The sequence below is a fragment of the Photorhabdus akhurstii genome, from assembly GCF_018448925.1.
Lineage (GTDB): Bacteria > Pseudomonadota > Gammaproteobacteria > Enterobacterales > Enterobacteriaceae > Photorhabdus > Photorhabdus akhurstii.
Genome location: NZ_RCWE01000009.1, coordinates 74,108 through 99,012, shown reverse-complemented (window position 1 = coordinate 99,012; position 24,905 = coordinate 74,108). Strand labels below are relative to the sequence as shown.

Genomic DNA, 24,905 nt, shown 5'->3' with positions numbered 1-24,905 from the left:
AATTTCCATATTATTATTCTGCCTTATCATACTGTATATATGTTATTTTTATATAACCTTAAATAAGGGAGTTAATGATGGAATCTACTATATCTAAAAATAAAATTAAGTTGCTTCTCAAGAAAATAGACGAATTGGTTAATATTGAAAATAAGAAAAATGGCGGTGCCCTCGCAGTTGCTGTTACCCACGGAGATGAAACCATTTATAAGCGATATATCGGGCAAGCCAGCATTGAACATGCTGTTGCCATAACCCCAAATACGAAATTCTATATGGCGAGTGTTTCGAAACAATTCACCGCTTTTTGTATAGCCTTGTTGGAGAAAGAAGGAAAGATTAACGTCAAGGATAAAGTTGAAAAATATGTGGATTATTTCCCGAAACATTTCTCTGGTATTACCATTGAGCATCTTATTCATCATACCAGTGGGCTACGGGATAAATATGTTCCTTATGGCTTTGCCGGTAAAAATTCAGATTTTGACCACCGCAGTATAGATTTATTGAGAAAACTGATCCAACGGCAACAAAATCTTAATTTTACGCCCGGGGAATATTTTCGCTATAGCAATACAGGCTATAATTTGTTGGCAGAAATCATCAAAGTGGTTTCGGGTAAATCGTTAAGAGAATATGCGAAAGAGAATATCTTTATTCCATTAAAGATGAATAATACCTCTTTCTATGATGATGTTACTGAGATTATCTCTGATCGGGCGATAGGTTATGTCTATAACGAAGATTCAAATCAATGGATAAGATATGATCACAACGATTCAACTATAGGTAGTGCGGGGCTGCGTTCTACAGTGAGTGATTTATGCCGCTGGATGAAAGCATTTTATTCACCATCGATTGTTCGGGATATGTTGCCTCATTTATCTCGTATGCCAAATTTAGCCAATGGCAATCGCAACAATTATGCTTACGGTTTGATGATCAGCCAACGTGAAGGGCAAAAGATAATACGGCACGATGGCGCCTATGGTGGTTTTAAAGCTGATGTTTGTGTTTTACCTGATGCTAAATTAGGTATTGTGATTACTGCTGCAACAGGTATTAATAGTGTTGAGTTTACTAATCAATGTCTCAATGTATTATTTAACACTGGTATGATTGAGTCAGAGCATTGCCTAACCAGTAATATTGATATTACCGGTATGTTCAAGGGGGCTGATCCCTATCCCTATATTATTACCAAGGAAGATTGCTATTTATTAGGTAATTTATTCGAGAAAGGTAATCCGATTATCTTTAACGCCGATGGAACATTCCAAGAGAAGGGTGGAGAAATCCGGTTCAGACCGATCATTGAAAATAACAGTGTTATCGCACTGGAACAGATTGATGAAAATGACAATGTTTTCTATTTGAAGAAGATGACTGGTAAAGGTGATATTGATATTCATCGATTATCAGGTCGCTATTATAATAACGAAACGGAATCAATTGTCAATATTGAAGCATCCGGTCATGATCTTTATATTGATGCGATTGTCTTGCCTGGAAAAAAAGAGGTCTTACGATGGGCTTATGAGAATAGTTATTTATCTACCAGTACTCAACTTATTATTGATTTCGAATTAAATCATGACACAAATAAACCTCGTCTTTATGTCAATGATTCACGTTGTTGGAAGATAGAGTTTGTCCCGGTTTAATTGATAGGGATGTAAATATGAACTAAGAACGATGTTTTTTGTAGGATGAAGAGGTTCGATTGAGAGCATAAAGATATTTTCTATCTAATCTATTTATTTTCAGGCAGAACTATTTTGATTATGTTCTGCCTGTCCGACACATTTTTATATTTTAATTGCTTCATGGATTGTTTTTGGTTTATATTCTCATCGTCTTTGATACGTCAGGGATACCTCTTCCCTCTAATTGGAGATATAATTTAGTCTTTATTATAATAGAATGGAGGTGAATTTACGAAAAAGGGTAAATTATGTAGTGTTAATTAATCTTTCCTAACTTGGTGTTAGAAGAATAGTTTAAATCGTAATGTACAGGGTATAGTAAATAAAAAATCTATATTTAGCTGCGAAATTATATTTGTTTGAATGTTATTATCCATTTTTTATAAATATAATTAATGGCTATTTTAAGTAGAGTAAAACGATAATAGGCAGAAATATTTAACATGATTAATATAAATAAAACATATCTATCTGAGAATAATCAGATGCTTTGTGATTTTGATTCTGAGGTCGTTATTGGGTTAGTTGGTGCTGTAGGAACGGATTTGGAAATAATTAAAGACTCTATAACACAGAAACTTAATGCGTTCAGGTATGATGTACAGGAGATAAGAATATCTTCTGAAATCATCTCGGTATTAAGAGATATTCCCTCAACAAAGAATAATTATGAGAGGATAAGTTGTTTAATGTCAGAAGGTAATTATTTACGAGAGACTAGCAAGGATAATTCTATATTGGCATTAGCTGCTGTGGCAGAAATAAATAAAAGAAGGAAAAAAAAGAATTTTTCATCAATACCATCTATTAGGAGGGCGTATATTATACATTCCCTCAAACACCCGGATGAAGTCAATGCATTAAGGGAGATTTATGCAAATGGGTTTTTCTTGATAGGTGTATATACGAGTGAATCTCAGAGATTAAGAAATCTTATCGTTGATAAATGTATTGATGAAGTAAAAGCTAGAGAATTGATTAATCGTGATTCCAATGAAGGGAATAAGTGGGGACAGCGTACTCGAGATACTTATGAGTTATCAGATTTCTTTATAAATTATGATGGAAATAAAAATAAGACCGATAATAATATATGGAGAATATTAGATCTTATTTTTGGTAACCCATATGTCACACCAACCTTTGATGAATACGCTATGTTTATGGCTTTTTCTGCTTCTTTGCGATCAGGAGATCTTTCCCGTCAGGTTGGTGCTGTGTTAACGAAAGATAAAAACATAATCTCAACTGGAGCTAATGATGTGCCACGATTTGGCGGAGGATTATATTGGCCTGATTATGTAGGAGATTCAATTGAAGATGTTGAAAATGGTAGAGATTATAAGATAGGTGAAGATTCAAATGCTAAAGAGAAAGGATTAATTATTGAAGATATACTTGGAGATATTGAAGAGGAACAAAAAGAAAAGTTTAGAGGATGTCTCCTAAATAGCAAGATAAAGGATATTACCGAATATGGTAGGGTTGTACATGCTGAGATGGAAGCTATCTTGGCATGTGCAAGAAGTAACATTAGCACTCATAATGGGATACTATATTGTACTACATTTCCTTGCCATAACTGTGCAAAACATATTGTCGCTAGTGGCATACGGCGGGTCGTATATATTGAGCCTTATCCTAAAAGTAAAGCTTTTGATTTTCACCCTGACTCTATTTCGACATTTGAAGAAGAGTCTTATGATAATAAAGTAATTTTTGAACCATTTGTGGGTGTTGGACCTCGCTGTTTTTTTAATTTATTTTCAATAAATCTGGGGATAGGATATAAAATAAAAAGAAAAAATAAGAATGGAAAAATTATTAGATGGCATAGAAAGGATGGAAGGCTGAGAATGAAGATGTTATCATTATCTTATATAGAAAAAGAAACCGAATCAGCAGCTAACGTAGATAACTTAATAAAGGAGTTAAAGAAATGACTAAGAGAGAGGAGTTTTTGGCTTATTTAAGTGAAGCGAGTAAAATAGTTGAACAATGGCCAGATTGGAAGAAAGGTGGATTGAGAGCCTATCGTAACCTACAGACATCTGGTGAAAATAAATCTAAGGATTATACGACAGGTGAGGCTGAAAATAAGTTGGCATAACCTATTATTATTTATTGGAAAATAAAAAGCCCGATAAAAATTTTATGTTTTCACCTCCAATTTATATATTAATAAATCAACTAAAATAATAAATTAAAATTTTAGCTTAAATTGAGCTTGTATATAAAGTTGTAGTCAATTGCTTTAACGTGGCTTCATCTAAATAAAGTAACCCTTTTTAGGGTTACTAGTAAATATAGTGAATAACTTAAATTCATTATTTATTTTCAAAAAACGCTCGTCTTAAACCTAATTCCAGACCACGAATTTCTGCCAAACCTTTTAATCGGCCAATGCAGGAATAACCGGGATTAGTCTGTTTTCTTAGGTCATCAATTATTTGATGGCCGTGATCAGGACGCATAGGTATCAAACGGTTATCTCCAGCTTGTTTACGGCGATATTCTTCACGCAGGATTTCCATCACTACGTTATACATATCCACATCACCTGCTAAATGAGAGGCTTCATGGAAAGTTTTGCTGTTCTCTTCCCGTTGGGTGGAGCGCAGGTGAGTAAAATAGATTCGGTTGCCATAACATTTAATCATTTCAACCAAATCATTATCACCACGAACACCGTAGGAGCCGGTGCACATGGTAATGCCGTTAACTGGGCTTGGTTCAATGGTGGTCAGCCATTCAATATCTTCAATGGTGGAAATGATACGTGGTAAGCCCAGAATAGGGCGGGGCGGATCATCCGGGTGAATTGCCAGACGTAAATTATATTCCTCACAAACAGGAACAATCTGGTGTAGAAAATAAGCCAAATGTTCACGCAGCTTATCGCGGGTAATATCTTTGTAGCGATCTAATTGCGCCTGAAATTCTGCTAACGTATATCCCTCTTCGGCCCCCGGCAGACCGGCAATAATATTAGTGGTGAGTTTCCTAATATCAGCAGCAGACATGTTGTCGTAATAGACTTTTGCCTGAGCTTGTTCTTCGACGGTGTAATCAGCTTCTGCATTTGGACGTTTGAGAATATAGATTTCAAATGCGGCAAAGGCAATTTGATCAAAACGTAAGGCTTTGGAACCATCAGGGAGTGAGTATTCCAGATCGGTGCGTGTCCAATCCAATACAGGCATAAAGTTATAGCAAACGGTATCGATGCCACATTCTGCTAAATTTTTCAGTGAAGTTTTGTAGTTATTAATCCATTGTTGATAGTGACCGGTCTGAGTTTTAATCTCTTCATGGACAGGCACGCTTTCAACAACTGACCAGATAAGCCCCTTATTTTCGATAAGGGCTTTACGGGCCAAGATTTCGTCTTTGTTCCAAACGTATCCGTTAGGCATATGGTGTAATGCGGTAACGATGCCGGTTGCACCAGCCTGACGAATATCATCTAAAGAAACAGGATCATTTGGGCCGAACCAACGCCAGGTTTGTTCCATTGTTATCTACCTTATATACAAACGCTAGAATAAAAACTTATTTACAGGGATATGAATTAAAGAGATAACCGTCGAAATAGGGATCGTCAACATCAGACAATTCCAGTAAACGTAATTTCACATTCTCTAAATGTTGCCACATTGCTTGTTTAGCTGCCGCCGGATCTTTCTTGATCATGGCGGATAAAATGATCTGATGGTCGTGCAGCCACTCTTTACGATAATCTTTATCGGTAATTCGCGTGTGCAGTTTCTGCCACATAGGATTATTTTCCCGCCATGCCCAAGATTGCTTAAGCAGCTCAACTAACATACTGTTATGGGTGGCTTCCGCAATCGCCAGATGGAACTCTCTGTCACCGGATTCATCTTCACCGGAGGCCAAATCTTCGGATTCTTTTTGCAATGCTCGACGCATATTAGCAATGTTATTTGGTGTCACTTGCATGGCGGCAAATTCGGCAATATTACTTTCCAGTAATTGGCGAGCTTGTAATAGTTCAAAAGGTCCCGCTGCGTTAACTGAGCATGAAGAAGAAGTTGGCAGGTGAGAACGGTTAATAATATAGATTCCGGAACCTTTGCGGACTTCAATAAGGTTTTCGAGTTCGAGCATAATTAATGCTTCACGCACAACCGTTCTGGAAACCCCTAATAATTCAGCAAGTTCTCGCTCCGGCGGTAGGCGATCCCCAATACGATATTTCTGGTTGGCAATCATCTCTCTTAATGTGATGCCGACTTCTTGATAAGGACGTTTTGGCTCAAATAAGTGCTTCATGGTGTCGCTATTGTTGTCATGATTATCGATGCTATTGTGTAGATAATAGTCAGAAATGGAAATTGGTCAACCAAAAATGCCGTTTAAAGGCGAAGGCCATTTGGCCTTCGCCAATGATTATCTGACTGCGCGGATACGTTCTACCATACGGTAAAGCATTGGATCGCTTTTCTTAATATCGTCATACATAGGTTTGACCGCTTCTTCAAACGATTTTTGATCCACATCGACGAACTGGACCCCAATTTTCTCTGCATTCTGGCGCTCTTTCTCTTCTGATTTTTCCCATAATTTGGTCATATATTCCGAAGAGTGGGTTGCCGCATTTATGAGGATTTTTTGTTGTTCTGATGACAGCTTATTTAGCGATTTAGTAGAAATAACAAGGACATCTGGCACCATCGTATGTTTATCCAGTGAGAAGTATCTGGCAACTTCACTGTGACGGCTCAGACTAAAAGAGGGAATATTATTTTCTGCGGCATCTACGACACCCTGTTGTAGAGCAGTATACAGCTCGCCGTAAGCCAATGGTGTTGGATTACCGCCTAAGTTTTTCACCATTGAAATGGCGGTTGGGCTAGGCTGAACCCGAATTTTCATACCTTTTAGATCATCAGGCGTGCGGATCGGTTTTTTGGCGTAGAAGCTGCGAGCGTCGGCTTCATAGTAGGTTATGCCAATAAAGCCGCGGTTTTTGCTGGATGCCAGAATCTCTTTGCCAATCTCGCCGTTTTTAATTTTTTCGTAATGGACTTTATCACGGAACAGATAAGGTAAGTTAAAAGCAGAATAAGCGGGCGAGAAAGCTTCCAGTTCTGCGGCATTGGATTTGACTAAATCCAGTGCGCCATTTTGCATCAGTTCCATCGATTCCCGTTGATTACCCAATTGTGCGTCTGGATAGATCCGAATACGAACATCACCATTCGTTTTTTGGCGAACTTCATCAGCAAACTGAGTCATTGCCTTGTGTACTGCATGGTCGCGGTTGTGGTTATGGCTGAGTTTTAATGTTGTTACTGCCATAACTTGTGACGCGCCTAAGGCAAATATCGCTCCGATTACAGTAGATAAAATACGCTTAGCATTGCTCATTATTCGTTCTCCAATTGTTGTAAATAGGTTACGGGCACAACTGAACTGACGGTCAAACCATAAGCATCACTTCGGATTTCGTCAAAAAGTAAAAGCAATTTGGTTGACCAATATCACAAAATAATCGGCACAATGGGTGAACCAGTCAGTTTGTGATCCCGCTCACTGGATGTTTTTTTGACCTGGATCTTATAATCCAAGCAACGTAAAGCTTCCTTTACTGATTTTGGTCAGACAGTTTGTCCATTTGGTCAATCAAATAGGGCATACATTGAGGCCAATAAGGATAAAGCCCCGTGAAAAACCTTGTGTATTGCATCAATAAAGGTTTGGCATTTTTTACCGTCAGCCTTTCCGTTTTTTTGGTGTTTTGTGTCACATGGCAGGTGGTTTCCCGCTATGTGTTTGGTGCGCCGAGTACGGTAACTGATGAGCTCGCTCGTTATCTGTTTATGTGGGTTGCCATGATTGGCGCGGCGTATACCACAGGTCAGCATCGCCATTTAGCTATCGACCTGTTAACGATGAAACTTAAGGGAATAGGCAAAAATAGTGTGGGTTTGGTGATCCAGGCCGCGATCGCGCTGTTTGCTTCGATCGTGTTGGTATATGGCGGATCGATATTGGTGATCTCAACTCTTAAAACCGGACAAATTACGCCCGCGCTAGGGCTACCGATGGGATATGTCTATTTATGTCTGCCAATTAGTGGTGTTCTGATGATTTGCTATGTGCTGGTAGACATTGTTGAGCTTATTCAGAATTTTTCAGGTAAAGACACGGTTGTTTCTGAAAATCAATAAAGTCACCAGGCGGAAGAGGATGAGCTTATGGATTGGCAAGTGGTTTTAGCGTTGTTCGGTAGTTTTGCTGTGTTGTTGGCACTGGGCGTACCGGTATCCTTTGCGATTGGTCTGTCATCATTACTGGCAATTATGATGACGTTGCCAATGGAGGCGGCGATTACGGTGGTTGCTCAACGTATGGCAGTAGGTGTTGATAATTTCTCTTTACTGGCTATTCCATTCTTTATTCTGGCGGGAAATATTATGAATCAGGGGGGAATCGCCGCCCGCCTGATTAATCTGGCAAAAGTTATGGGCGGCCGTTTGCCCGGCTCTCTGGTGCACGTCAATATTATGGCGAATATGTTTTTCGGCGCGATTTCAGGCTCAGCGGTGGCATCGGCTGCGGCGGTCGGCGGAACGATGGCGCCAATGCAGAAAAAAGAGGGTTACGAGCCGGAATACTCCGCTGCGGTAAACATTGCTTCCTGCCCTGCGGGTTTGTTGATCCCGCCAAGTAACACTTTGATTGTTTACTCACTGGTTTCTGGCGGCACATCAATTGCCGCACTGTTTTTGGCGGGTTATATTCCCGGCATTTTGATGGGCGTATCCTTGATGATTGTGGCGGCAATTATTGCCAAACGCCGAGGTTATCCGGTATCACCCAAGCCGACATGGAACGAGTTTTTCACCACATTGGTTCGCGCATTGCCTTCCCTGATGCTGGTTGTGGTCATTATGGGAGGGATCATTGCCGGTATTTTTACCGCCACAGAAGCCTCGGCGATTGCCGTGTTATACAGCTTTGTATTAGCAGTATTGATTTACCGTGAAGTCAGTATCGCCAAACTACCAAAAATCATTCTCGATTCTGCGGTGACTACCTCCATTGTTTTGTTGCTGATTGGTGCATCGATGGGAATGTCTTGGGCAATGGCGAATGCGGATCTGCCCTATTTGATCGCTGATGCGCTAATGGCGGTTTCTGAGAATCCACTGGTTATTCTGCTGGTCATTAATATCATTCTGTTGCTGGTCGGAACTTTTATGGATATGACTCCGGCGATTCTGATTTTTACGCCGATTTTCCTGCCGGTAGCGCAGAATATGGGGGTTGATCCGGTACATTTCGGTATCATTATGACCTTCAACCTGGCTATTGGTATTTGTACGCCGCCGGTAGGGAGTGCGCTGTTTGTGGGTTGTTCCATCGGTGATGTCAGCATTAATAAGGTATTGAAACCTTTGGTACCCATGTATTGCGCTTTGGTTATCGCGTTGATGTTGGTGACTTTTATACCGCAACTGAGCTTGTGGCTGCCTCAGATGTTACTGAATTACTAAGCATTTAAGTAATCTGCGTCAATAGAAAGGAACTATTTTATGCTCCGTAATATTGCTAATTGCAAAATTGATTCTGTTGTTCCTCTCCCTTCTTATGATCGCCAAAAATTGGTTACTCGTATTGTTCATTTGGGATGTGGCGCTTTTCATCGGGCGCATCAAGCGGTTTTTACTCACCATATGTTGGAAAAAACGGGCAGTGACTGGGGAATTTGTGAAGTTAGTTTATTCTCCGGTCATAAGTTGATTCAGCAACTTAAACAGCAGGATTGCTTGTGTACCATTGCGGAAAAAGGGGCGGAGAAAACCGAGCTAAAAATTATCGGCTCTATGATTGATGCTTTGCATCCTGAGTTTGTGGGTCAGCAAGGTATTTTGGAAACGATAGCGCAGCCGCAAGTGGTGATTATTTCTCTGACGATTACCGAAAAAGGGTATTGTATCGATGCAGCCAGCGGCAAGCTGGATGTGAATAATGTATTAATTCAACAGGATTTGGCTAACCCAACCGAACCAACATCGGCTATTGGTTATATTGTCGAGGCGATCCGTCTGCGTTATGAACGTAACTTGCCGCCATTGACGGTGATGTCCTGCGATAATGTCAGAGAAAATGGCAAAGTTGCCCGTGAAGCGGTGGTGGGTTTTGCCCGTTTACGTGATGAGAAGTTAGCCCAATGGATTGAACTGAATGTGACTTTTCCATGCACAATGGTTGACCGTATTGTTCCTGCGGCTACGCCAGAATCGTTGGAAGAGATAGCTGAACAGTTGGGGGTATACGATCCCTGTGCAATCACTTGTGAACCTTTCCGTCAGTGGGTGATTGAGGATAACTTTGCCAATGGTCGCCCAAACTGGGATGTGGCAGGCGCCCAATTCGTTAAAGATGTGGTGCCTTTTGAAACCATGAAATTACGCATGCTAAACGGTAGCCATTCATTTCTAGCTTATCTGGGCTATTTGGCAGGATATACGCATATTGCGGACGCAATGGCGAACCCCGATTACCGGCAAGCCGCTTTGGATCTGATGCTGAAAGAGCAGGCGCCAACTCTGACAATGCCGACAGGAACCGATCTTTTTCAATATGCTCACCGGCTAATTGAGCGTTTTAGTAACCCTAACCTTAAGCACCAAACCTGGCAGATAGCAATGGATGGTAGCCAGAAACTGCCACAACGCATGTTTGATTCTGTGGCTTATCATCTGGCAAATAGCAGTGATTACCGTCACTTGGCATTGGGTATCGCTGGCTGGATGCGTTATATCAGCGGTAAAGATGAACAAGGCAAATTGATTGATGTGCGCGATCCGTTGGTTGACCAATTTAAACCCATTTACCAGCAATATGGGTTGTCTGTTGATGTGGTGCCTGCATTGTTGGCGATTTTTGGCAATCCATTGTCAGCCGATCCGCATTTTGTTCGCGTAGTTACCGAAGCTTACCAGCTATTATTGGAGCGCGGCGCCTGCCACGCTGTGGCGACACTTTGATTTGGCTGACAGGAAAAAGATATGAAAAATTTTATGGGTGATGATTTTCTGCTGAACAATGAAACTGCCCATCAGCTATATCATGAGCATGCCGCCGATATGCCGATTTATGATTATCATTGTCATCTTAATCCGCGTGAAATTGCTGAAAATCGCCGGTTTGATAACCTTGGTCAGATTTGGTTAGAGGGTGATCACTATAAATGGCGGGCTATGCGCTGTGCGGGTATTGATGAATCGTTGATCACAGGTAAGCAAGCCCGTGATTATGGAAAATATCAGGCATGGGCAAAAACAGTACCGTTGACCTTAGGCAATCCGCTTTATCACTGGACACATCTGGAATTACGTCGTCCATTTGGTATTACCGGGAAATTGTTCGGGCCGCAAACCGCTGATGAAATCTGGCATCAATGCAACGAAAAGCTGGCAACACCGGAATTTTCAGTTCGTGGCATTATGCAGCAAATGAATGTACGTATGGTGGGAACCACGGATGATCCGGTAGATTCTCTGCAATATCACCGTCAAATTGCGATAGATGAGAGTTTCGATATCGAAGTATTACCAAGCTGGCGTCCTGATCGGGTATTTAAAATTGAGTTGGTGGGTTTCGTTGACTATATCAAACAGCTTGAGGCTGTAGCTGATGTATCGATCACTGCTTTTGCTGATGTGTTGAACGCGTTGGAGCGTCGCCTTGAGCATTTTGCTACTCATGGCTGCCGGGCGGCTGATCACGGTATAGAAAATCTGCGCTATGCTCCGATTCCTGATGAAACGGTATTAAATGGCATCCTGCAAAAACGGTTGACTGGGGGCACTCTCTCTGATCTTGAAATTGCGCAGTACACCACGGCGATTCTGGTATGGCTTGGCCGACAATATGCCGCCCGTGGTTGGGTGATGCAAATGCATATCGGCGCGATTCGCAACAATAATAGCCGGATGTTCCGCTTAATTGGCGCGGATAGCGGCTTTGATTCCATTGGGGATAACAATATCGCTTGGCCGTTATCTCGCCTGCTGGATAGCATGGATGTGACGGATGAGTTGCCGAAAACGATTCTTTACTGTCTGAACCCACGAGATAACGAAGTGATTGCTACGATGGCCGGTAACTTTCAAGGTGGCGGTATCGCCGGTAAAGTTCAGTTTGGTTCGGGCTGGTGGTTCAATGATCAGAAAGATGGCATGTTGCGTCAGCTTGAACAACTTTCCCAACTTGGGCTGCTAAGTCAATTTGTTGGGATGTTGACCGATTCTCGCAGCTTTCTTTCATACACACGGCATGAATATTTTCGTCGCATTCTGTGTAATTTGTTAGGTCAGTGGGCAGAAAAGGGCGAAATTCCTAACAACAAAGCAATGTTAGGGCAGATGGTTGAGGATATTTGCTTTAATAACGCCCGCCGTTATTTTGCCTTGCCGGGGGAAAATCCATGAAGCAGATTGCATTCCTTGGTGAATGTATGATTGAACTCAACGGCGCCCCTTTCGCTACCATGCATCAGGCTTTTGGTGGTGATGTCTTGAATAGTGCGGTTTATTTAGCCCGTGCAAGCCGACAGAAGATTGATGTTCATTTTGTGACTGCGTTGGGGATGGATTCCCTCAGTAAAGGAATGATTAAACGTTGGCAGGACGAAGGTATTCATACCCATCTGGTTTTGCGTGATCCGGCTCATCAGCCGGGATTGTATTTGATTCAACTTGATGAACAGGGAGAACGCACCTTTTTGTACTGGCGCAATGATTCCGCTGCCCGTTATATGGTGCGCCATCCTGATTTCTCTTCGGTTATTCAAGCGTTGCAGCAGATGGATGTCATTTATCTCAGTGGTATCAGCCTGGCTATCTTGCCTGCCGATGATCGAGAAAAGTTACTGAACTTGTTGGCTGAACTGGCTGCGCAAGGAAAAACCATTGTTTTCGACAGTAATTATCGTCCGGCATTGTGGGAAAGTGTGGCACAAACCCAAGTTTGTTATCAGAAATTACTCTCCTTTACCTCACTGGCACTGGTGACCGATGACGATGAATGCAAGCTGTGGGGCGATAAATCGGTTACAGCAACCATGACTCGCCTTAAACAAGCAGGCGTTAAAGAAGCCGTGATTAAAGCGGGTGCTGCCGGTTGTTATTATCAGCATTTGGTACAGGATACTCCGATTGAGCTGATCCCAACGGCGCCGGTTGTTAACGTAGTCGATACCACGGCGGCGGGAGACGCCTTTAATGCCGGGTTTCTGGCAGGATTTCTGACAGATTGCCCGATACAACAAGCGGCAATCATGGGGCATCGTCTGGCTGGTACCGTTATTCAGCATAAAGGGGCGATTATTCCAATTAGTGCAACTCAAGCAGTGACTGACAGTTTCTTTTAACAGCGGGGGAAAATCGATGAAACAGATGATTGAGCAGTTACGCCAATTGAAAATTGTACCTGTAATTACTGTTGAGCGTGCGGAAGACATTATACCGTTAGGTAAGGCATTAGCTGATAATGGCTTGCCGGTAGCGGAAATTACTTTCCGTTCTGCGGCCGCGGCGGAAGCGATTCGTCTACTGAAAGAGACTCTGCCGGATATGCTGATTGGCGCGGGTACTGTTCTGAATCGTGAACAGGTAGTTGCTGCAAAGCAGGCGGGCGCTGATTTTATGGTTTCTCCCGGTTTTAATCCAAATACAGTCAAAGCTTGTCAGCAATTGAATATTCCTATTATTCCAGGTGTGAATAATCCAAGCGCGATTGAAGGCGCGATGGAGTTGGGATTAAAACTGTTGAAATTCTTTCCGGCGGAACCTTCCGGCGGTTTGCCAATGATTAAAGCGATATTAGCGCCTTATACTGAATTGCAAATTATGCCGACTGGGGGAATCGGACCAAACAATATCCGCGATTATCTTGCTGTACCGCGTATTGTGGCGTGTGGTGGCTCATGGATGGTCAGTAAGGCGCTGGTGGATGACCGGAATTGGCAGGAAATTGGTCGTCTGACTCGCGAGGCGGTGGATTTGGTTAATACTTAAGGAATAGTGGTTCTTGTATTTATCAATGCGGCGATCAACATCCAGAGCAAGGGCACGAGAGAATTACAAGCGGCGGGACTCGTCGTCTCTGCCCACGGAGGCCAGCGTCAATCCGTCATAAAGACGGTGGCGGCCTGAGAAGTGGGAAGCCTCGCCGTTTTTTACGGCGGGGAGCAGTCACTTCTGTTTGCCTAATGGAAGCATTAGCGTGTATGGCTCCAACGGTGACTGGGCGAAGCCAAGACGCGTATAGAACGTTCGAGCGCTCTCATCAAGTGCGTGGACGATTATAGCTGAAATACCCACCTGTTCTGCCGTGCTGGCGACACGCTTCCAAGCATCTTGGAGAAGCAATGCCCCGAGCTTCTTCCCCTGATATTCCACATCGACAGCCAGACGGCCGAGAAGCACTACAGGGATAGGATCTGGCATATTGCGTTTAAGCGATGGTGTAGATTCAATATGATTAATTGAACCGGCGCTTAGACAATAATAACCGATAACGTCTTTTGTGCCTTTCTTGCAAATAACAAATGTGCGGCTCGCGCCGAGCTTATTATTTTTTAACGCCCGGCGTGAAAGCCATTCGTTTAATGTTTCATGCTGGCAATAAAAATCATTTATATTATGTTCAGCCGTTAATATTTCAGGTGTGCTTATTCCCACGGCGCTTTATATCCCATCAGTTTTTTAAAACCTTCATTATCAGAAAGTGGTTGCTCCAGCATCTGCATGAACGCATGGTATTTTTCGTCGTTAACGAAAAAGTGGCGCTGATCGAGTATGGCATCTTCGGCTGCGCGGCAGGCAGCATCCAAGATGAAATCAGTTCGGGTCTTTGAGAGCAGGTTTGCTGCATGGTCAATAAGCTCCCGCTGGAAGGCTTTCGCCCGGATGTTGATCGGTGTTTCTTTAGGTTGTGTTCTCATAAATCACCTGTGTAGCAAATTGGTAGACAGTCATTGTAGCAGTTGTGTAATTAATAGATATACATTTAGCGTCTCCATTTGAAATCTTATGAAACGTAAGCATGCTGGATATATCCAAAATATATATACCCGTTATCTTTCAAGCCGCCTCTTTGTTGGCTGCACTCGCTCACCCCGGTCACATAGCTATCTATGCTCCCGGGGATTCACTCCCTTGCCGTCGCGATGCAACTTGAAATCCATAGGGTATAGTGGCCGGTCTTCTGCTCCGTAAACACCAAATCATCCCAATCAAGGATATACTGTCAGAGCTCTATTACAGGATTGATACTTTTTTGCTGATAATAGCCCAGTCTGGGCTTGGTGTGATATAGGATAAAACAACCAGAAGAAGATAAAAATAAAGTAGGTCGAGATTCATGACTTTATACTCTGCAATGAGTTGTTACTTGAATAAAATCAGCAGATTCACCGATCTTTATTTCAACATTTACTTTTTTGACTTCATTGATATTATTTATGTGTGTGCCTCCGCATGGGATAGTGACTACCTTAGAGTCAATAGTCGATTTCCATAATCTAGTGTCATTAATCTCTTTTGATTTATATTCAATGGTTATTTCCGCACCCTGAGATAACCAATTGTTGAGTGTGTTATTAACTTCTCTATTAATTTTATCTAGATTTTCAATTAATATATTTTTATCAAATCCTTTCTTTTTGAGCGATTTACCAAAGCGATAAATATCAACGGATTTAAGTTCTGTAATAGAAGATTGGTAAATGGCGGCTTTATCTAAATTATAACTCCCTAAATCATCGGTATCGTATACTTTGGACCATATGTGATTAGTTGCTTTATTTAAAGCAAGGGACATAAAGTGGGCCATCGAGTGTGCGGCACTTACCTTATACCTTGTTTCATCGTTCACAGATAGAGTTACCGTTTTCCCTATGAGATCTCTTTCAGAGATTCCGTGTAAATCAGGTAAGTAGTGTGCTGGCATAATTTTGTCTGGAGACGTTGTTTGTTTCGTTATTTCCTGATCTATATATAAATGACTATCAATAAGACCAGCGGTGTAAACTTTTGTCACAGCAAGTTCTTTATCGCCTATTGAAATTATTCCATTATCATGTAGTTGGTCTGGCCACTTATAGTTCTTTGGGTAGAATGGACTATCTTGGGTTATCAAAAGGGTGCCATCTTCGTATCTCATAACCCCGATAATGTTGGATTCTAACGTCAGGGTTCCTAGCATAAATGAAGCTTCTGCTTTTAAGAGTTCATCAATATTTATATCAGTAGTCATGTAATATCTCACAAGTTATAATTTTGGGGCATCTATTGCTACCAGGTTGTTTGTTAAGTTCATTCCCTAAAAATAACTTAACAATTTGTTTTTATTTGAATTTTTATCTAATCAAAGATAGGGTTAAACAGTACCGATATGTATGTAACAGCTTTATTTATAGGTTATTTTAGGTATTGTTGCAAATGGAAAAGTCACATGTTTTAAATGTTTTGTTTACATGATCAATAGATATTTTCAGAGTAAAATCTGTTGATTAGTTATCACAATAATTTTTTGGATCAAAAAATAGACAATCGAACTAATGAGGTATATGATAAGGGGAAATAAATATGGTTGCTATGGTAAGAATTAATATAGATCTGCCAGAAGAAACAATTAGAAAGCTCGAGATTTTAAAGGAGCGTTCTCCCGATAAGTCACGTGCTGCACAGATCCGGAAAGCAATAGATGCTTACCTTGATGCTAATATTTCAGAACAGAATAACAGTGCTTTTGGTTTGTGGGGGGATAAAAAATTGGATGGATTGGAATATCAAAATAATTTACGCAAGGAATGGCAATGATTGCTATGAAGTCGTTATTTGATACTAATATATTGATTATTTAAATGGATATGAAAAAGCTAATGTAGATAACGGTTATGGTGGGAGCTAAGACTCTGGATAGGGACAAAGAAAATGTAACAAGAATCTAGGTAGTAAAACGTGCAGTAATTGTCTGTCATGAAAAAAAGATAAAGCTGCCTGATGCAATAATCTGGGCAACGGCTTAGAAAAATGGGTGGTTATTGATTACTAGAAATCCTAAATATGATAATTGGGTTATTCTTCTTTGAGAGCTGTTCGGTTGTTTTATACCTTATTCATGATATAAAATGTTCGATGAACTTATTCTGGGACTTTACGTTTCGATAAACAATGTTGTTGTTTGTTGAATAAGTTATTCGTTCTGTAGGGTGGAGATTATTTTTTTAATAAATGACTGGGGAATATTTAAATAACAAAATTATATTTGTCTATCTGATATCTGTAATTACAGTTAAGTTGAGCGTAAATAAGTAAAAAAATAGGCACAATATATAATTTTGCGCCTAAGTTTATATTAGCTATCTTTATATTGATTTAATTTTAACTCACAATGGCTTAGCATTCTCCGCCAGCCATGTTGCAATACGTTGTTTCTGTTCTTCTTTCAGCCACATACCCAATTTGGTACGGCGCCAGATTGCGTCATCTAGTTCAACAACCCACTCATTATCGGCCAGATAACGAAGCTCTGCTTCATACAGGCCGTGACCGAAGGATTCACCTAGATCTGTCAGATTATTAGCGCCTTGCAGAATCAGTTCGCTGTTACTGCCGTAAGTACGCGCATAACGTACCGCAACACCTTCCGGCAACCAGTTGTAACGTTTACGCAATAAACGGGCATAACCATCGCGATCGCACCCTTCCAAGTTACCACCCGGTAACTGACCATTTTTGGTCCAGGCTTTTCCGGCATTGGGATAGTACTGCATTAGCTTCTCGGTTGCGTGTTCCGCCAGCTTACGGTAAGTGGTTAACTTACCGCCAAACACAGATAGTAATGGCGCTTTGCCGTGTTCATCATGAATGTCAAGGGTATAATCGCGCGTAATGGCCTGAGGTGAGTCGGATTCATCATCGCACAGTGGACGTACGCCAGAATAGGTCCAGACGATATCGTCACGGCTAAGTTGTTTCTTGAAGTGATCGTTATAAACTCTCAGCAGATAATTAATCTCCTGATCGTCAATCTTCGCTTCTTTTGGATCTCCTTGATATTCCACATCGGTGGTTCCGATAATGGAAAATTCATCCATCCAAGGAATAACAAATACGATACGATGATCTTCGTTTTGCAGAATATAAGCTTGCGGCTCATCATGCACTCTTGGCACCACAATATGACTGCCTTTGATCAGGCGAATACCATAAGGTGATTTTAATTTCAGACCATCGTCAAAGAACTCTTTAACCCAAGGGCCGGTAGCATTAACCAGACCTTTTGCTCGCCAGGTATAGGTCTTACCTGTCCGCAGATCTTCGGCTTCAACCATCCAACCCTCTTGTTCGCGCCATGCACGGGTTACTTTTGTCCGGGTTCGAACTTCCCCGCCATGTTTTTTAACTTCCTGAGCGTTAAGGACAACTAAACGAGCATCATCAACCCAGCAGTCAGAATATTCGAAGCCACGGACCAATTCTGGTTTCAGAACAGAATTGGTACCGAATTTCAGCCCTTTACTGCGGGGTAGGCTGACACGTTTGCCTAGATTGTCATAAAGGAACAGGCCAATACGTATCATCCATGCTGGACGCAGATGTGGCTGATGCGGCAGGCGGAAACGCATCGGAAAAGCGATGTGTGGTGCAAGGTTCAGTAAAACTTCACGTTCTGCCAGCGCTTCGCCGACCAAACGGAATTCATAATGTTCCAGATAGCGTAAGCCGCCGTGGATCAGTTTTGAACTGGCGGATGATGTGGCTTTGGCTAAATCTTGTGCTTCCAGCAACAGAACAGAAAGCCCCCGGCCAGCAGCATCTGCCGCAATCCCGGCGCCGTTGATCCCGCCGCCGATCACAATCAAGTCTTTAGTTTCCATGCATCCCCCTAAAAATGTTCGAAACAGTTCTTTAATGCTCGTTTTCGCTCACGATTGTAATCAGAAATCGATCAATAGCCAACTATTTGTTAAGAAAAAACATGTTCACGTGATATAGATAACAAATATTGTCATGCCCATATAATTTACATGGTATTAATAAAGAAGTTTAACTATGGAGCGATAAGGGGAGGTAGGGGATAGTGTTATCCCCCGAATATAGAGAAAATTCTTAGCAGAGTTCGAGCTGTACGTTATGCTGCTCAATGACTTTATGGATGCTTGGCGGGGGAAGCTGGTCAGTAAATAGATGATCAATGAGATTCATATTGCCCAGATTGACCATAGCATTACGACCAAATTTAGAATGGTCAGTGACTAACATAACGCAACGGGAGTTTTCGATAATTGCGCGTTTTACGCGCACTTCATGGTAATCAAATTCCAGTAGTGAGCCATCCATGTCAATGCCACTGATGCCGAGAATGCCGTAATCGAGCCGAAACTGGGAGATAAAATCCAGTGTGGCTTCACCGATAATGCCGCCGTCACGGGAACGAATTTCCCCTCCCGCCAAAATTAAACGGAAGTCTTCTTTTGTCATCAACAGAGTAGCGACGTTGAGGTTGTTAGTGACAATCCGCAGATCTTTATGATTTAACAATGCGTGAGCGACAGCTTCTGGCGTCGTGCCAATATCAATAAACAGCGTTGCGCCATCCGGGATATGGCTAGCAACACGTTGCGCAATACGTGCTTTCTCTTCTGACCACATGATCTTGCGGTCGTGATAAGCAGTATTAACCGAACTTGATGGCAATGCGGCTCCGCCGTGATGCCGCTGTATTTTGTTTTTATCTGCCAAATCGTTCAAATCACGGCGGATAGTCTGGGGGCTGACATTAAAGTGTTCAACCAACTCTTCAGTGCTGACGTAGCCCTGAAGGCGCACCAGCTCAACTATTGCATCATGCCGTTGAGTTTGCTTCACGATAGTCCTCTAAGTGTCTAAAAGTGTCGGTTATTATTTTTGAATGTATGACGGTTATCCCACAACGCCATGAGTAAACCGATAATTAAACCGGAGAAATGAGCAGCGTTGGCAATAGATAGTCCAAATGCATCGAAGTATCCAACAATCAGCCAGAAGATTGAAAAAGCCATCAAACCACGGGGGATGCCAATACCCTGTCCGGGCGCCCGCTCACCGGTTAGCCAGACATAACCAATTAAAGCGTAAACAACCCCAGAAAGGCCGCCAAAATGAGAACCACTGAATAATGATTGCCCCCAGCCGCTGAAAACAGCGGAAACAATCATAATGACAAATAGTTTTCCTGTACCGAGGTGCTTTTCTGTTTGCCCGCCAAGATACCACCACCACATGAGATTAAAGATGATATGCAGCAGTGAGAAGTGTAGTAAGCCATGAGTGACCCAACGCCATAGCTCCATATGTTGGCTATCGTCAGGCCAGGCTAGCCAAGACATCACTTGATAATCCCCGGCAAATTGCATCCAGAGATAAACGACGATATTTAGGAGTAAAACGGTAATGGTTAATGGGCCAGCCTGACGACTTAAATATTGCCAATTCAGATTATTGTGGTACTTCAATGGGTGATTCACATCACCAGATTGCCAGCTGGCCGCTTGATAACGTTCATTTAGCGGATCGCGAGTAAATTGCTCCAGCTCTTGCTGAACGATAGTCAGTTTAGTGTCATCTTCTAGCCACAGTTCGACATGTTGCCCATCGTGGCTGGGACGCATAGTGAGATGGACCTGATGGGTTGCCATATAATCGATAAAGGCTTGCGCTAGACGCGGGTTTGAAATAGTGATTACACGGATCATAAGGTGTGTTATGCCGGATTAGATAAGGAGTCAACAGCGTGAGGATAGTCTCTACGCCAGGCTTCAAAGCCGCCATTAATGCTGTAGACAGTTTCAAAACCGATGTTTAATAAATACTGAGCGGCGCTCTGGCTGCTATGACCGTGATAACACATAACCATAACCGGCTGCTCGAAATTGGCCTGCAACATAAATTCATTCAATGTGTCATTAGTCAAATGAAAAGCGCCGCGGACATGGCCTGCCCGGAAACTTTGTGGATCACGAATATCCACCATAATGGCGAATTTATCTTGCCAGTGTTGATAAGCCTGCTCAGGGCTGATGGTTTGAAAATGTTCCATATATATTTTGACTTGCTCTTGAAAACTTAGAGATTATCCCGTTAGATTATTATTGTAATAATGTTTTCCCGACGATTATCCGAACGGGAAAATTTGTTATCAGTAATATGTTATTAGTAATACGTTATCAGTAATAAGAGTGTTCACCGCGCTGGTGTTCAGTTAAGTCTTTTACCCCTTTTAGTTCTGGGAACATGTTTAGCAACTCTTTTTCAATCCCTTCTTTCAGAGTGACATCAACCATTGAACAGCCATTACAGCCGCCGCCGAATTGAAGGATAGCGAAACCATTATCAGTGATTTCCATCAGACTGACGCGGCCGCCGTGACCGGCTAATTGTGGATTAATTTGTGACTGCAAAACGTATTCCACACGTTCGACAAGTGGGGCATCGTCAGAAACTTTACGCATTTTGGCGTTAGGGGCTTTTAATGTTAGCTGAGAGCCTAACTGATCGGTGACAAAATCAATCTCAGCTTCTTCAAGGAAAGGGGCGCTCAGTTCATCGACGTAAGCTGACAGTTGATCAAATTTCAGTTCAGTATCTGTCGCTTCAACGGCATCAGGCGGGCAGTAAGATACGCCGCACTCAGCGGTAGGTGTACCTGGATTGATGACAAATACGCGAATTTGTGTGCCTGGTTCTTGGTTTGCCAGTAATTTGGCAAAATGAGCTTGCGCTGCTTCAGTAATATTAATCATATCATTTGCTCAATAGTTGACTGCTATAGTTGGTTATAATACGCCCATTTTCGTATTGACTACAAGGTTCGACAAATCGCCCAAACCTGTACTGAACGGGCGCCAGCACGAATTAACAAACGGGAAATTTCAGTCATGGTCGCACCGGTGGTAATCACATCATCCAGTATGGCGACATGTTGTCCTGCGACTGGGCCACAAAGCTGAAATGCTTTCCTGAGATTAACCTTACGCCGTGCTGCCGATAAATTTCTTTGTGGTAGTGTAGCATGCGTCCGCTGTAGAAAGCTTTGCTGGTAATCGCATTGTAGCCATTCTGATAATAGCTTTGCCATTAATACACTTTGATCAAATCCTCGTTTCCATCGCCGGTGCCGATGCAGTGGCACACTGAGCAGAATGTTGGGTTTATGCCATCGTCCATCACGATAGCCCTGTTGCCAATGCAGCAGAAACAGACGCGCTAGCACTGACGCAAGTTGTGGGGTGCTGTGATATTTATAGCGACGAATTAGGCCGCTCAATGGTGGGCAGTAGTCGGTAATCGCTATCATATTCTCCCATAGAGGCGGTTTTTTGAGGCAGCGTCCACAAGGCAATGAAGGGAGTTCTGAGGGCAGAGCGCAACACGGGCACATGTTTGTCAACCGTTTCAACCGCTTGTTGCAAAAGCTGCATACTCCATGATGTGGAAACCAAAGAGGCTGACGGCATAGCCAACAGTACCCAACCATTGTTAGCATAGAGTTCTTCCTTGATGGCAAATAAAGTTGAGAATAACAATGGCTGATCTGTTTTGGCAGACTTCTGATGAAGGTTCACGTGATCTTGTGCTGTTGCACGGATGGGGGTTGAATGCGGAAGTCTGGCGTTCCATTGAAATGCGATGTGCTCCGCATTTTCGTTTACATTTGGTGGATTTGCCGGGTTATGGCCGTAGCCAGAAATATGGCCCGATGAATCTTGCCGATATGGCGGATGAAGTTTGGCGATATGCGCCTGAAAATGCGTTATGGCTAGGCTGGTCGTTGGGAGGATTAGTTGCCAGCCGGATCGCGCTTGACCATCAGGATAAGGTTGCCGGATTAATTACCGTGGCTTCTTCACCGCATTTCAGCGCAGAAAGTGACTGGCCGGGGATTAAGCCGGAAGTTTTGCGTGATTTCGAACATCAGCTTAGTGAAGATTTCCAGCGCACAGTGGAGCGTTTTCTTGCTTTACAGACGTTGGGCACAGATAGCGCTCGTCAGGATGCGCGGCTGCTGAAATCCGTTGTGCTGGCACAGCCGATGCCTTCTGTTGAAGTACTGCATGTTGGACTAGAAATTTTGCGTACAGAAGATTTAAGGGAGCCTTTGGCTGAACTTGCCATACCGTTCCTGCGGATTTACGGTTATCTGGATGGGTTGGCGCCAAGAAAAATCCTCAACATTCTTGATGAAAAATGGCCGCGTTCAGTTTCAGCCATGATGCGCCATGCCGCTCATGCGCCTTTTATTTCTCATCCTGATGAGTTTGTTGGGTTATTGACTGAATTTGTTAGTAGAGAAGCGCTGTGAGTTTGATGAGTTCTTAAAATAGTAAAGCGCCCGTCGCTTATGATGCGACGGTTCAGTTTTTACATGAAGACTATGCTGGAATTAACAGAGATCATAAGAAGCGGTTAGTTTTGGGAACTGCCGTTTCTGGTGTAGAACACGAAGAATTCTGATTACTCTCCCATCGAAGTCGTAATAAATGTTAAAGGGAACGGCTGTGAGTATGAAACATCTTCCCTTAACTCCTTCTTTACAGACGCCTGCGAGAGGACTTGATATTAAAATATCTTCGATGGATTCAATAATCTCATCAGTCTTATCTGCCGAAATAGGATTGAATTCATAGAGGTACTCAAAAATATTTTCCCGATCATTTAGAGCATCAAGCTCCCAGACTAGAGAAATATCGTCTTCCATGAAGAATCTCCTTACATTTCTTTGTCTTCAATAACCAACTTAAAAATGACTCCTCCATCTTTGTATAGGAGGCTGTCTTCGTCACATTCTCGTTTGATTGGAAGAAGTGTTTTCTCCTCAGTGAATCTCGTATGACCTTTCTTTAATGTATAACGGACCAATCCAGTGGCTGCTCCTTGTTTTCCTGAGATAGTAAATCCGTTATTTCCGCAAGGTTTAACCATCCATAGATCTTCTTCTTGGTCGTATAAAACATCAACCTTTCCACCAATTTTTGTTTTAATTGAATCTATAACATCTGACGAAATCCTTACGGATAATTCTTGAGAGTTTGTAGACTGCTTGTAGGTTTGTGAGACTACAATAGATGCAGATGATTTTCTTCGAGATGAAACTTTACTTTCTTGCAATTGACTTTTGAATGCCATAAATCCTCCATTTCTGAGTATAAATAAATGTTATAAAAAAATTTTCTCATTTTGAGCTATATTTGTATGGTAATTAATCTTGTAATTTTGTGTACTAATACTCTAAGAGTCCAAATGTAATCTACTAGAGTGGAAAAATAAATTTTTTAAATTCAATAAATTAGAAATATTTAAAATTGTAGAACTAGATTTTTTCCTCTAATAATGTGAAAAATAACTTTTTGTCATCACAATTGTGCTAACATCGGTGCACTCTTAGAAGGAGTTTTTTATGGAATCTCGTATTCAGTTCCGCATTGGTAATGAAACTAAAAAGCTGGCTCAACAATCAGCAGAGAGAGAAGGTGTAACACTCAGCGATGTATGTAGGAGATTTGTTGAGAGTCTTGCAGAAGGACAACGCAAATTAGGTGAACATGAGCAATGGTTAAAGACAGAAGTCGATACTGCCTTTGAAAAGTTAGCGGCAGGCGAATCACAATTTTTATCTCGTCAAAAAGCAAAATTGCGAATGGAAGAAAAGAAAGCTGCAATAAGATCTAAATGAAACGCATAACACCAATATAATTAAAGGATTAGTATCCCCCAGCGATCCGATAAACCGTCGCATCACATTTCTGTGTTTCAGGGCATTGTTTGCAACTGCCGCTTAGGCGAGCAGTTGTATCAACTTTTTCCAGTTTGTCCATTACGGTGATTTGTTCAAGTATCCCTTCATGGTGACAGTTTCTACTGGAACAGTGGAAGCTATATTGGCTGTTGCTGATAAAGATTATTCTAATCAATCAGTTAAAAAATCAGGGAAAAAAGTAATAATTCTGCATAAATCAAACGAGAAAGCCTGGTCTGAATGATCTCAAATAAATCGGACAATAATTTAATGGTACTATTTAAATGATTTTTAAAGGCGATAATGGAGATGTTAGGCGGTTAAAAAACATGAGTTGTTTCACAATAATAAAATTTTCACTTTAACATCTAATTT

Annotated in this window: 28 protein-coding genes and 1 pseudogene; 14 read left to right on the top strand and 15 right to left on the bottom strand. The window is 41.9% G+C overall.

What is annotated here, in order from left to right; translation table 11 throughout:
• The first annotated feature begins 74 nt into the window (after positions 1–74).
• From EAE93_RS12315 to EAE93_RS12305, 3 genes are all read left to right on the top strand, one after another.
• Positions 75–1,664 (top strand): serine hydrolase domain-containing protein, encoded by a 1,590-nt coding sequence (locus tag EAE93_RS12315; protein ID WP_214039775.1) that lies wholly within the window; start codon positions 75–77, stop codon positions 1,662–1,664.
• A 485-nt stretch (positions 1,665–2,149) separates the two neighbouring features.
• On the top strand, positions 2,150–3,649 hold the full coding sequence (locus EAE93_RS12310) for an anti-phage dCTP deaminase (RefSeq protein WP_214039774.1): 1,500 nt from the start codon (positions 2,150–2,152) through the stop codon (positions 3,647–3,649).
• Complete coding sequence (locus tag EAE93_RS12305; RefSeq protein ID WP_157297590.1) at positions 3,646–3,816, top strand: hypothetical protein; 171 nt, start codon at positions 3,646–3,648, stop codon at positions 3,814–3,816. Before EAE93_RS12310 ends, EAE93_RS12305 begins: the two co-directional genes overlap by 4 nt.
• A 217-nt stretch (positions 3,817–4,033) precedes the next feature.
• On the opposite strand, the gene uxuA is transcribed toward EAE93_RS12305, so the two are convergent.
• The 3 genes from uxuA to EAE93_RS12290 form a co-directional block, all read right to left on the bottom strand.
• Positions 4,034–5,221, bottom strand: a complete 1,188-nt coding sequence (gene uxuA / locus EAE93_RS12300; protein ID WP_040153665.1) for a mannonate dehydratase — start codon at positions 5,219–5,221, stop codon at positions 4,034–4,036.
• A gap of 37 nt (positions 5,222–5,258) precedes the next feature.
• Positions 5,259–6,002: an FCD domain-containing protein gene (locus EAE93_RS12295; RefSeq protein WP_036812695.1), complete on the bottom strand. Its 744-nt coding sequence runs from the start codon at positions 6,000–6,002 to the stop codon at positions 5,259–5,261.
• Positions 6,003–6,119: 117 nt separating this feature from the next.
• The gene (locus tag EAE93_RS12290; protein ID WP_214039773.1) at positions 6,120–7,100 is read right to left on the bottom strand and encodes a TRAP transporter substrate-binding protein; all 981 of its coding nucleotides are present in this window, start codon (positions 7,098–7,100) and stop codon (positions 6,120–6,122) included.
• 296 nt (positions 7,101–7,396) lie between these two features.
• Here EAE93_RS12290 and EAE93_RS12285 point away from each other — a divergent pair, with 296 nt between their 5' ends.
• The 7 genes and pseudogenes from EAE93_RS12285 to EAE93_RS25550 form a co-directional block, all read left to right on the top strand.
• Positions 7,397–7,903 (top strand): TRAP transporter small permease, encoded by a 507-nt coding sequence (locus EAE93_RS12285; protein ID WP_214039772.1) that lies wholly within the window; start codon positions 7,397–7,399, stop codon positions 7,901–7,903.
• A gap of 27 nt (positions 7,904–7,930) precedes the next feature.
• Positions 7,931–9,232, top strand: a complete 1,302-nt coding sequence (locus EAE93_RS12280; RefSeq protein ID WP_105396369.1) for a TRAP transporter large permease — start codon at positions 7,931–7,933, stop codon at positions 9,230–9,232.
• 39 nt (positions 9,233–9,271) lie between these two features.
• The gene (locus tag EAE93_RS12275; RefSeq protein ID WP_214039771.1) at positions 9,272–10,729 is read left to right on the top strand and encodes a fructuronate reductase; all 1,458 of its coding nucleotides are present in this window, start codon (positions 9,272–9,274) and stop codon (positions 10,727–10,729) included.
• A 21-nt stretch (positions 10,730–10,750) separates the two neighbouring features.
• A complete protein-coding gene (gene uxaC / locus EAE93_RS12270; RefSeq protein WP_214039770.1) occupies positions 10,751–12,175 on the top strand; it encodes a glucuronate isomerase in 1,425 nt (474 codons plus the stop codon).
• Positions 12,172–13,116: a sugar kinase gene (locus EAE93_RS12265; protein WP_214039769.1), complete on the top strand. Its 945-nt coding sequence runs from the start codon at positions 12,172–12,174 to the stop codon at positions 13,114–13,116. The genes uxaC and EAE93_RS12265 overlap by 4 nt, the downstream gene beginning before the upstream one ends.
• A 16-nt stretch (positions 13,117–13,132) precedes the next feature.
• Positions 13,133–13,762: a bifunctional 4-hydroxy-2-oxoglutarate aldolase/2-dehydro-3-deoxy-phosphogluconate aldolase gene (locus EAE93_RS12260; RefSeq protein ID WP_105399259.1), complete on the top strand. Its 630-nt coding sequence runs from the start codon at positions 13,133–13,135 to the stop codon at positions 13,760–13,762.
• Between the two features lie 21 nt (positions 13,763–13,783).
• Positions 13,784–13,900: pseudogene (locus EAE93_RS25550) on the top strand (RNA-guided endonuclease InsQ/TnpB family protein); the annotation flags it as partial.
• Positions 13,901–13,939: 39 nt separating this feature from the next.
• Here EAE93_RS25550 and EAE93_RS12255 read toward each other — a convergent pair.
• The 3 genes from EAE93_RS12255 to EAE93_RS12245 all read right to left on the bottom strand — a co-directional run bounded on the left by EAE93_RS12255 (position 13,940) and on the right by EAE93_RS12245 (position 16,004).
• On the bottom strand, positions 13,940–14,428 hold the full coding sequence (locus EAE93_RS12255; protein WP_040154170.1) for a GNAT family N-acetyltransferase: 489 nt from the start codon (positions 14,426–14,428) through the stop codon (positions 13,940–13,942).
• A complete protein-coding gene (locus EAE93_RS12250) occupies positions 14,419–14,691 on the bottom strand; it encodes a type II toxin-antitoxin system TacA family antitoxin (RefSeq protein WP_036815115.1) in 273 nt (90 codons plus the stop codon). The genes EAE93_RS12255 and EAE93_RS12250 overlap by 10 nt, the downstream gene beginning before the upstream one ends.
• 425 nt (positions 14,692–15,116) lie before the next feature.
• Positions 15,117–16,004: an alanyl-tRNA editing protein gene (locus EAE93_RS12245; RefSeq protein ID WP_214039768.1), complete on the bottom strand. Its 888-nt coding sequence runs from the start codon at positions 16,002–16,004 to the stop codon at positions 15,117–15,119.
• 332 nt (positions 16,005–16,336) lie between these two features.
• Between EAE93_RS12245 and EAE93_RS12240 the strand changes: the two genes are divergently transcribed.
• Positions 16,337–16,570, top strand: a complete 234-nt coding sequence (locus EAE93_RS12240) for a ribbon-helix-helix protein, CopG family (protein ID WP_229000188.1) — start codon at positions 16,337–16,339, stop codon at positions 16,568–16,570.
• A gap of 569 nt (positions 16,571–17,139) precedes the next feature.
• Here the strand turns inward: EAE93_RS12240 and glpD are convergent.
• From glpD to gntX, 6 genes are all read right to left on the bottom strand, one after another.
• Positions 17,140–18,633, bottom strand: coding sequence for a glycerol-3-phosphate dehydrogenase (gene glpD / locus EAE93_RS12235; RefSeq protein WP_214039767.1), 1,494 nt, complete (start codon positions 18,631–18,633; stop codon positions 17,140–17,142).
• A gap of 232 nt (positions 18,634–18,865) precedes the next feature.
• The gene (locus EAE93_RS12230) at positions 18,866–19,624 is read right to left on the bottom strand and encodes a DeoR/GlpR family transcriptional regulator (protein ID WP_036815103.1); all 759 of its coding nucleotides are present in this window, start codon (positions 19,622–19,624) and stop codon (positions 18,866–18,868) included.
• Between the two features lie 17 nt (positions 19,625–19,641).
• Positions 19,642–20,490, bottom strand: coding sequence for a rhomboid family intramembrane serine protease GlpG (gene glpG / locus EAE93_RS12225; protein ID WP_214039766.1), 849 nt, complete (start codon positions 20,488–20,490; stop codon positions 19,642–19,644).
• 8 nt (positions 20,491–20,498) lie between these two features.
• Complete coding sequence (glpE, locus tag EAE93_RS12220; RefSeq protein WP_214039765.1) at positions 20,499–20,834, bottom strand: thiosulfate sulfurtransferase GlpE; 336 nt, start codon at positions 20,832–20,834, stop codon at positions 20,499–20,501.
• A 127-nt stretch (positions 20,835–20,961) separates the two neighbouring features.
• Complete coding sequence (gene nfuA, locus EAE93_RS12215; RefSeq protein WP_046396408.1) at positions 20,962–21,537, bottom strand: Fe-S biogenesis protein NfuA; 576 nt, start codon at positions 21,535–21,537, stop codon at positions 20,962–20,964.
• Between the two features lie 59 nt (positions 21,538–21,596).
• The gene (gene gntX / locus EAE93_RS12210) at positions 21,597–22,280 is read right to left on the bottom strand and encodes a DNA utilization protein GntX (protein WP_105396363.1); all 684 of its coding nucleotides are present in this window, start codon (positions 22,278–22,280) and stop codon (positions 21,597–21,599) included.
• A 39-nt stretch (positions 22,281–22,319) separates the two neighbouring features.
• Here gntX and bioH point away from each other — a divergent pair, with 39 nt between their 5' ends.
• Positions 22,320–23,096, top strand: coding sequence for a pimeloyl-ACP methyl ester esterase BioH (bioH, locus tag EAE93_RS12205; RefSeq protein WP_214039764.1), 777 nt, complete (start codon positions 22,320–22,322; stop codon positions 23,094–23,096).
• Between the two features lie 81 nt (positions 23,097–23,177).
• On the opposite strand, the gene EAE93_RS12200 is transcribed toward bioH, so the two are convergent.
• Together EAE93_RS12200 and EAE93_RS12195 are read right to left on the bottom strand one after the other, a co-directional pair.
• Positions 23,178–23,492 carry a type II toxin-antitoxin system RelE/ParE family toxin gene (locus EAE93_RS12200; RefSeq protein ID WP_214039763.1) on the bottom strand — a complete coding sequence of 105 codons (315 nt, stop codon included), beginning with the start codon at positions 23,490–23,492 and terminating at the stop codon, positions 23,178–23,180.
• A gap of 11 nt (positions 23,493–23,503) precedes the next feature.
• Complete coding sequence (locus EAE93_RS12195) at positions 23,504–23,920, bottom strand: hypothetical protein (RefSeq protein WP_065390946.1); 417 nt, start codon at positions 23,918–23,920, stop codon at positions 23,504–23,506.
• A 271-nt stretch (positions 23,921–24,191) separates the two neighbouring features.
• Here EAE93_RS12195 and EAE93_RS12190 point away from each other — a divergent pair, with 271 nt between their 5' ends.
• A complete protein-coding gene (locus EAE93_RS12190; RefSeq protein ID WP_046396403.1) occupies positions 24,192–24,467 on the top strand; it encodes a damage-inducible protein J in 276 nt (91 codons plus the stop codon).
• Positions 24,468–24,495: 28 nt separating this feature from the next.
• Here the strand turns inward: EAE93_RS12190 and EAE93_RS24545 are convergent, their stop codons facing one another.
• Positions 24,496–24,609 carry a hypothetical protein gene (locus EAE93_RS24545; protein WP_219847432.1) on the bottom strand — a complete coding sequence of 38 codons (114 nt, stop codon included), beginning with the start codon at positions 24,607–24,609 and terminating at the stop codon, positions 24,496–24,498.
• Between the two features lie 27 nt (positions 24,610–24,636).
• Here EAE93_RS24545 and EAE93_RS12180 point away from each other — a divergent pair, with 27 nt between their 5' ends.
• The gene (locus EAE93_RS12180; protein WP_161786708.1) at positions 24,637–24,774 is read left to right on the top strand and encodes a hypothetical protein; all 138 of its coding nucleotides are present in this window, start codon (positions 24,637–24,639) and stop codon (positions 24,772–24,774) included.
• Positions 24,775–24,905: the final 131 nt, after the last annotated feature.

Bases quoted from the DNA above. Each gene is read 5' to 3' on its own strand.
- EAE93_RS12315 (WP_214039775.1), top strand. From the start codon at position 75: ATGATGGAATCTACTATATCTAAAAATAAAATTAAGTTGCTTCTCAAG.
- EAE93_RS12310 (WP_214039774.1), top strand. From the start codon at position 2,150: ATGATTAATATAAATAAAACATATCTATCTGAGAATAATCAGATGCTT.
- EAE93_RS12305 (WP_157297590.1), top strand. From the start codon at position 3,646: ATGACTAAGAGAGAGGAGTTTTTGGCTTATTTAAGTGAAGCGAGTAAA.
- uxuA (WP_040153665.1), bottom strand. From the start codon at position 5,221: ATGGAACAAACCTGGCGTTGGTTCGGCCCAAATGATCCTGTTTCTTTA.
- EAE93_RS12295 (WP_036812695.1), bottom strand. From the start codon at position 6,002: ATGAAGCACTTATTTGAGCCAAAACGTCCTTATCAAGAAGTCGGCATC.
- EAE93_RS12290 (WP_214039773.1), bottom strand. From the start codon at position 7,100: ATGAGCAATGCTAAGCGTATTTTATCTACTGTAATCGGAGCGATATTT.
- EAE93_RS12280 (WP_105396369.1), top strand. From the start codon at position 7,931: ATGGATTGGCAAGTGGTTTTAGCGTTGTTCGGTAGTTTTGCTGTGTTG.
- EAE93_RS12275 (WP_214039771.1), top strand. From the start codon at position 9,272: ATGCTCCGTAATATTGCTAATTGCAAAATTGATTCTGTTGTTCCTCTC.
- uxaC (WP_214039770.1), top strand. From the start codon at position 10,751: ATGAAAAATTTTATGGGTGATGATTTTCTGCTGAACAATGAAACTGCC.
- EAE93_RS12265 (WP_214039769.1), top strand. From the start codon at position 12,172: ATGAAGCAGATTGCATTCCTTGGTGAATGTATGATTGAACTCAACGGC.
- EAE93_RS12260 (WP_105399259.1), top strand. From the start codon at position 13,133: ATGAAACAGATGATTGAGCAGTTACGCCAATTGAAAATTGTACCTGTA.
- EAE93_RS12250 (WP_036815115.1), bottom strand. From the start codon at position 14,691: ATGAGAACACAACCTAAAGAAACACCGATCAACATCCGGGCGAAAGCC.
- EAE93_RS12245 (WP_214039768.1), bottom strand. From the start codon at position 16,004: ATGACTACTGATATAAATATTGATGAACTCTTAAAAGCAGAAGCTTCA.
- EAE93_RS12240 (WP_229000188.1), top strand. From the start codon at position 16,337: ATGGTTGCTATGGTAAGAATTAATATAGATCTGCCAGAAGAAACAATT.
- glpD (WP_214039767.1), bottom strand. From the start codon at position 18,633: ATGGAAACTAAAGACTTGATTGTGATCGGCGGCGGGATCAACGGCGCC.
- glpG (WP_214039766.1), bottom strand. From the start codon at position 20,490: ATGATCCGTGTAATCACTATTTCAAACCCGCGTCTAGCGCAAGCCTTT.
- glpE (WP_214039765.1), bottom strand. From the start codon at position 20,834: ATGGAACATTTTCAAACCATCAGCCCTGAGCAGGCTTATCAACACTGG.
- nfuA (WP_046396408.1), bottom strand. From the start codon at position 21,537: ATGATTAATATTACTGAAGCAGCGCAAGCTCATTTTGCCAAATTACTG.
- gntX (WP_105396363.1), bottom strand. From the start codon at position 22,280: ATGCTAACAATGGTTGGGTACTGTTGGCTATGCCGTCAGCCTCTTTGG.
- bioH (WP_214039764.1), top strand. From the start codon at position 22,320: ATGGCTGATCTGTTTTGGCAGACTTCTGATGAAGGTTCACGTGATCTT.
- EAE93_RS12200 (WP_214039763.1), bottom strand. From the start codon at position 23,492: ATGGAAGACGATATTTCTCTAGTCTGGGAGCTTGATGCTCTAAATGAT.
- EAE93_RS12195 (WP_065390946.1), bottom strand. From the start codon at position 23,920: ATGGCATTCAAAAGTCAATTGCAAGAAAGTAAAGTTTCATCTCGAAGA.
- EAE93_RS12190 (WP_046396403.1), top strand. From the start codon at position 24,192: ATGGAATCTCGTATTCAGTTCCGCATTGGTAATGAAACTAAAAAGCTG.
- EAE93_RS24545 (WP_219847432.1), bottom strand. From the start codon at position 24,609: ATGGACAAACTGGAAAAAGTTGATACAACTGCTCGCCTAAGCGGCAGT.
- EAE93_RS12180 (WP_161786708.1), top strand. From the start codon at position 24,637: ATGGTGACAGTTTCTACTGGAACAGTGGAAGCTATATTGGCTGTTGCT.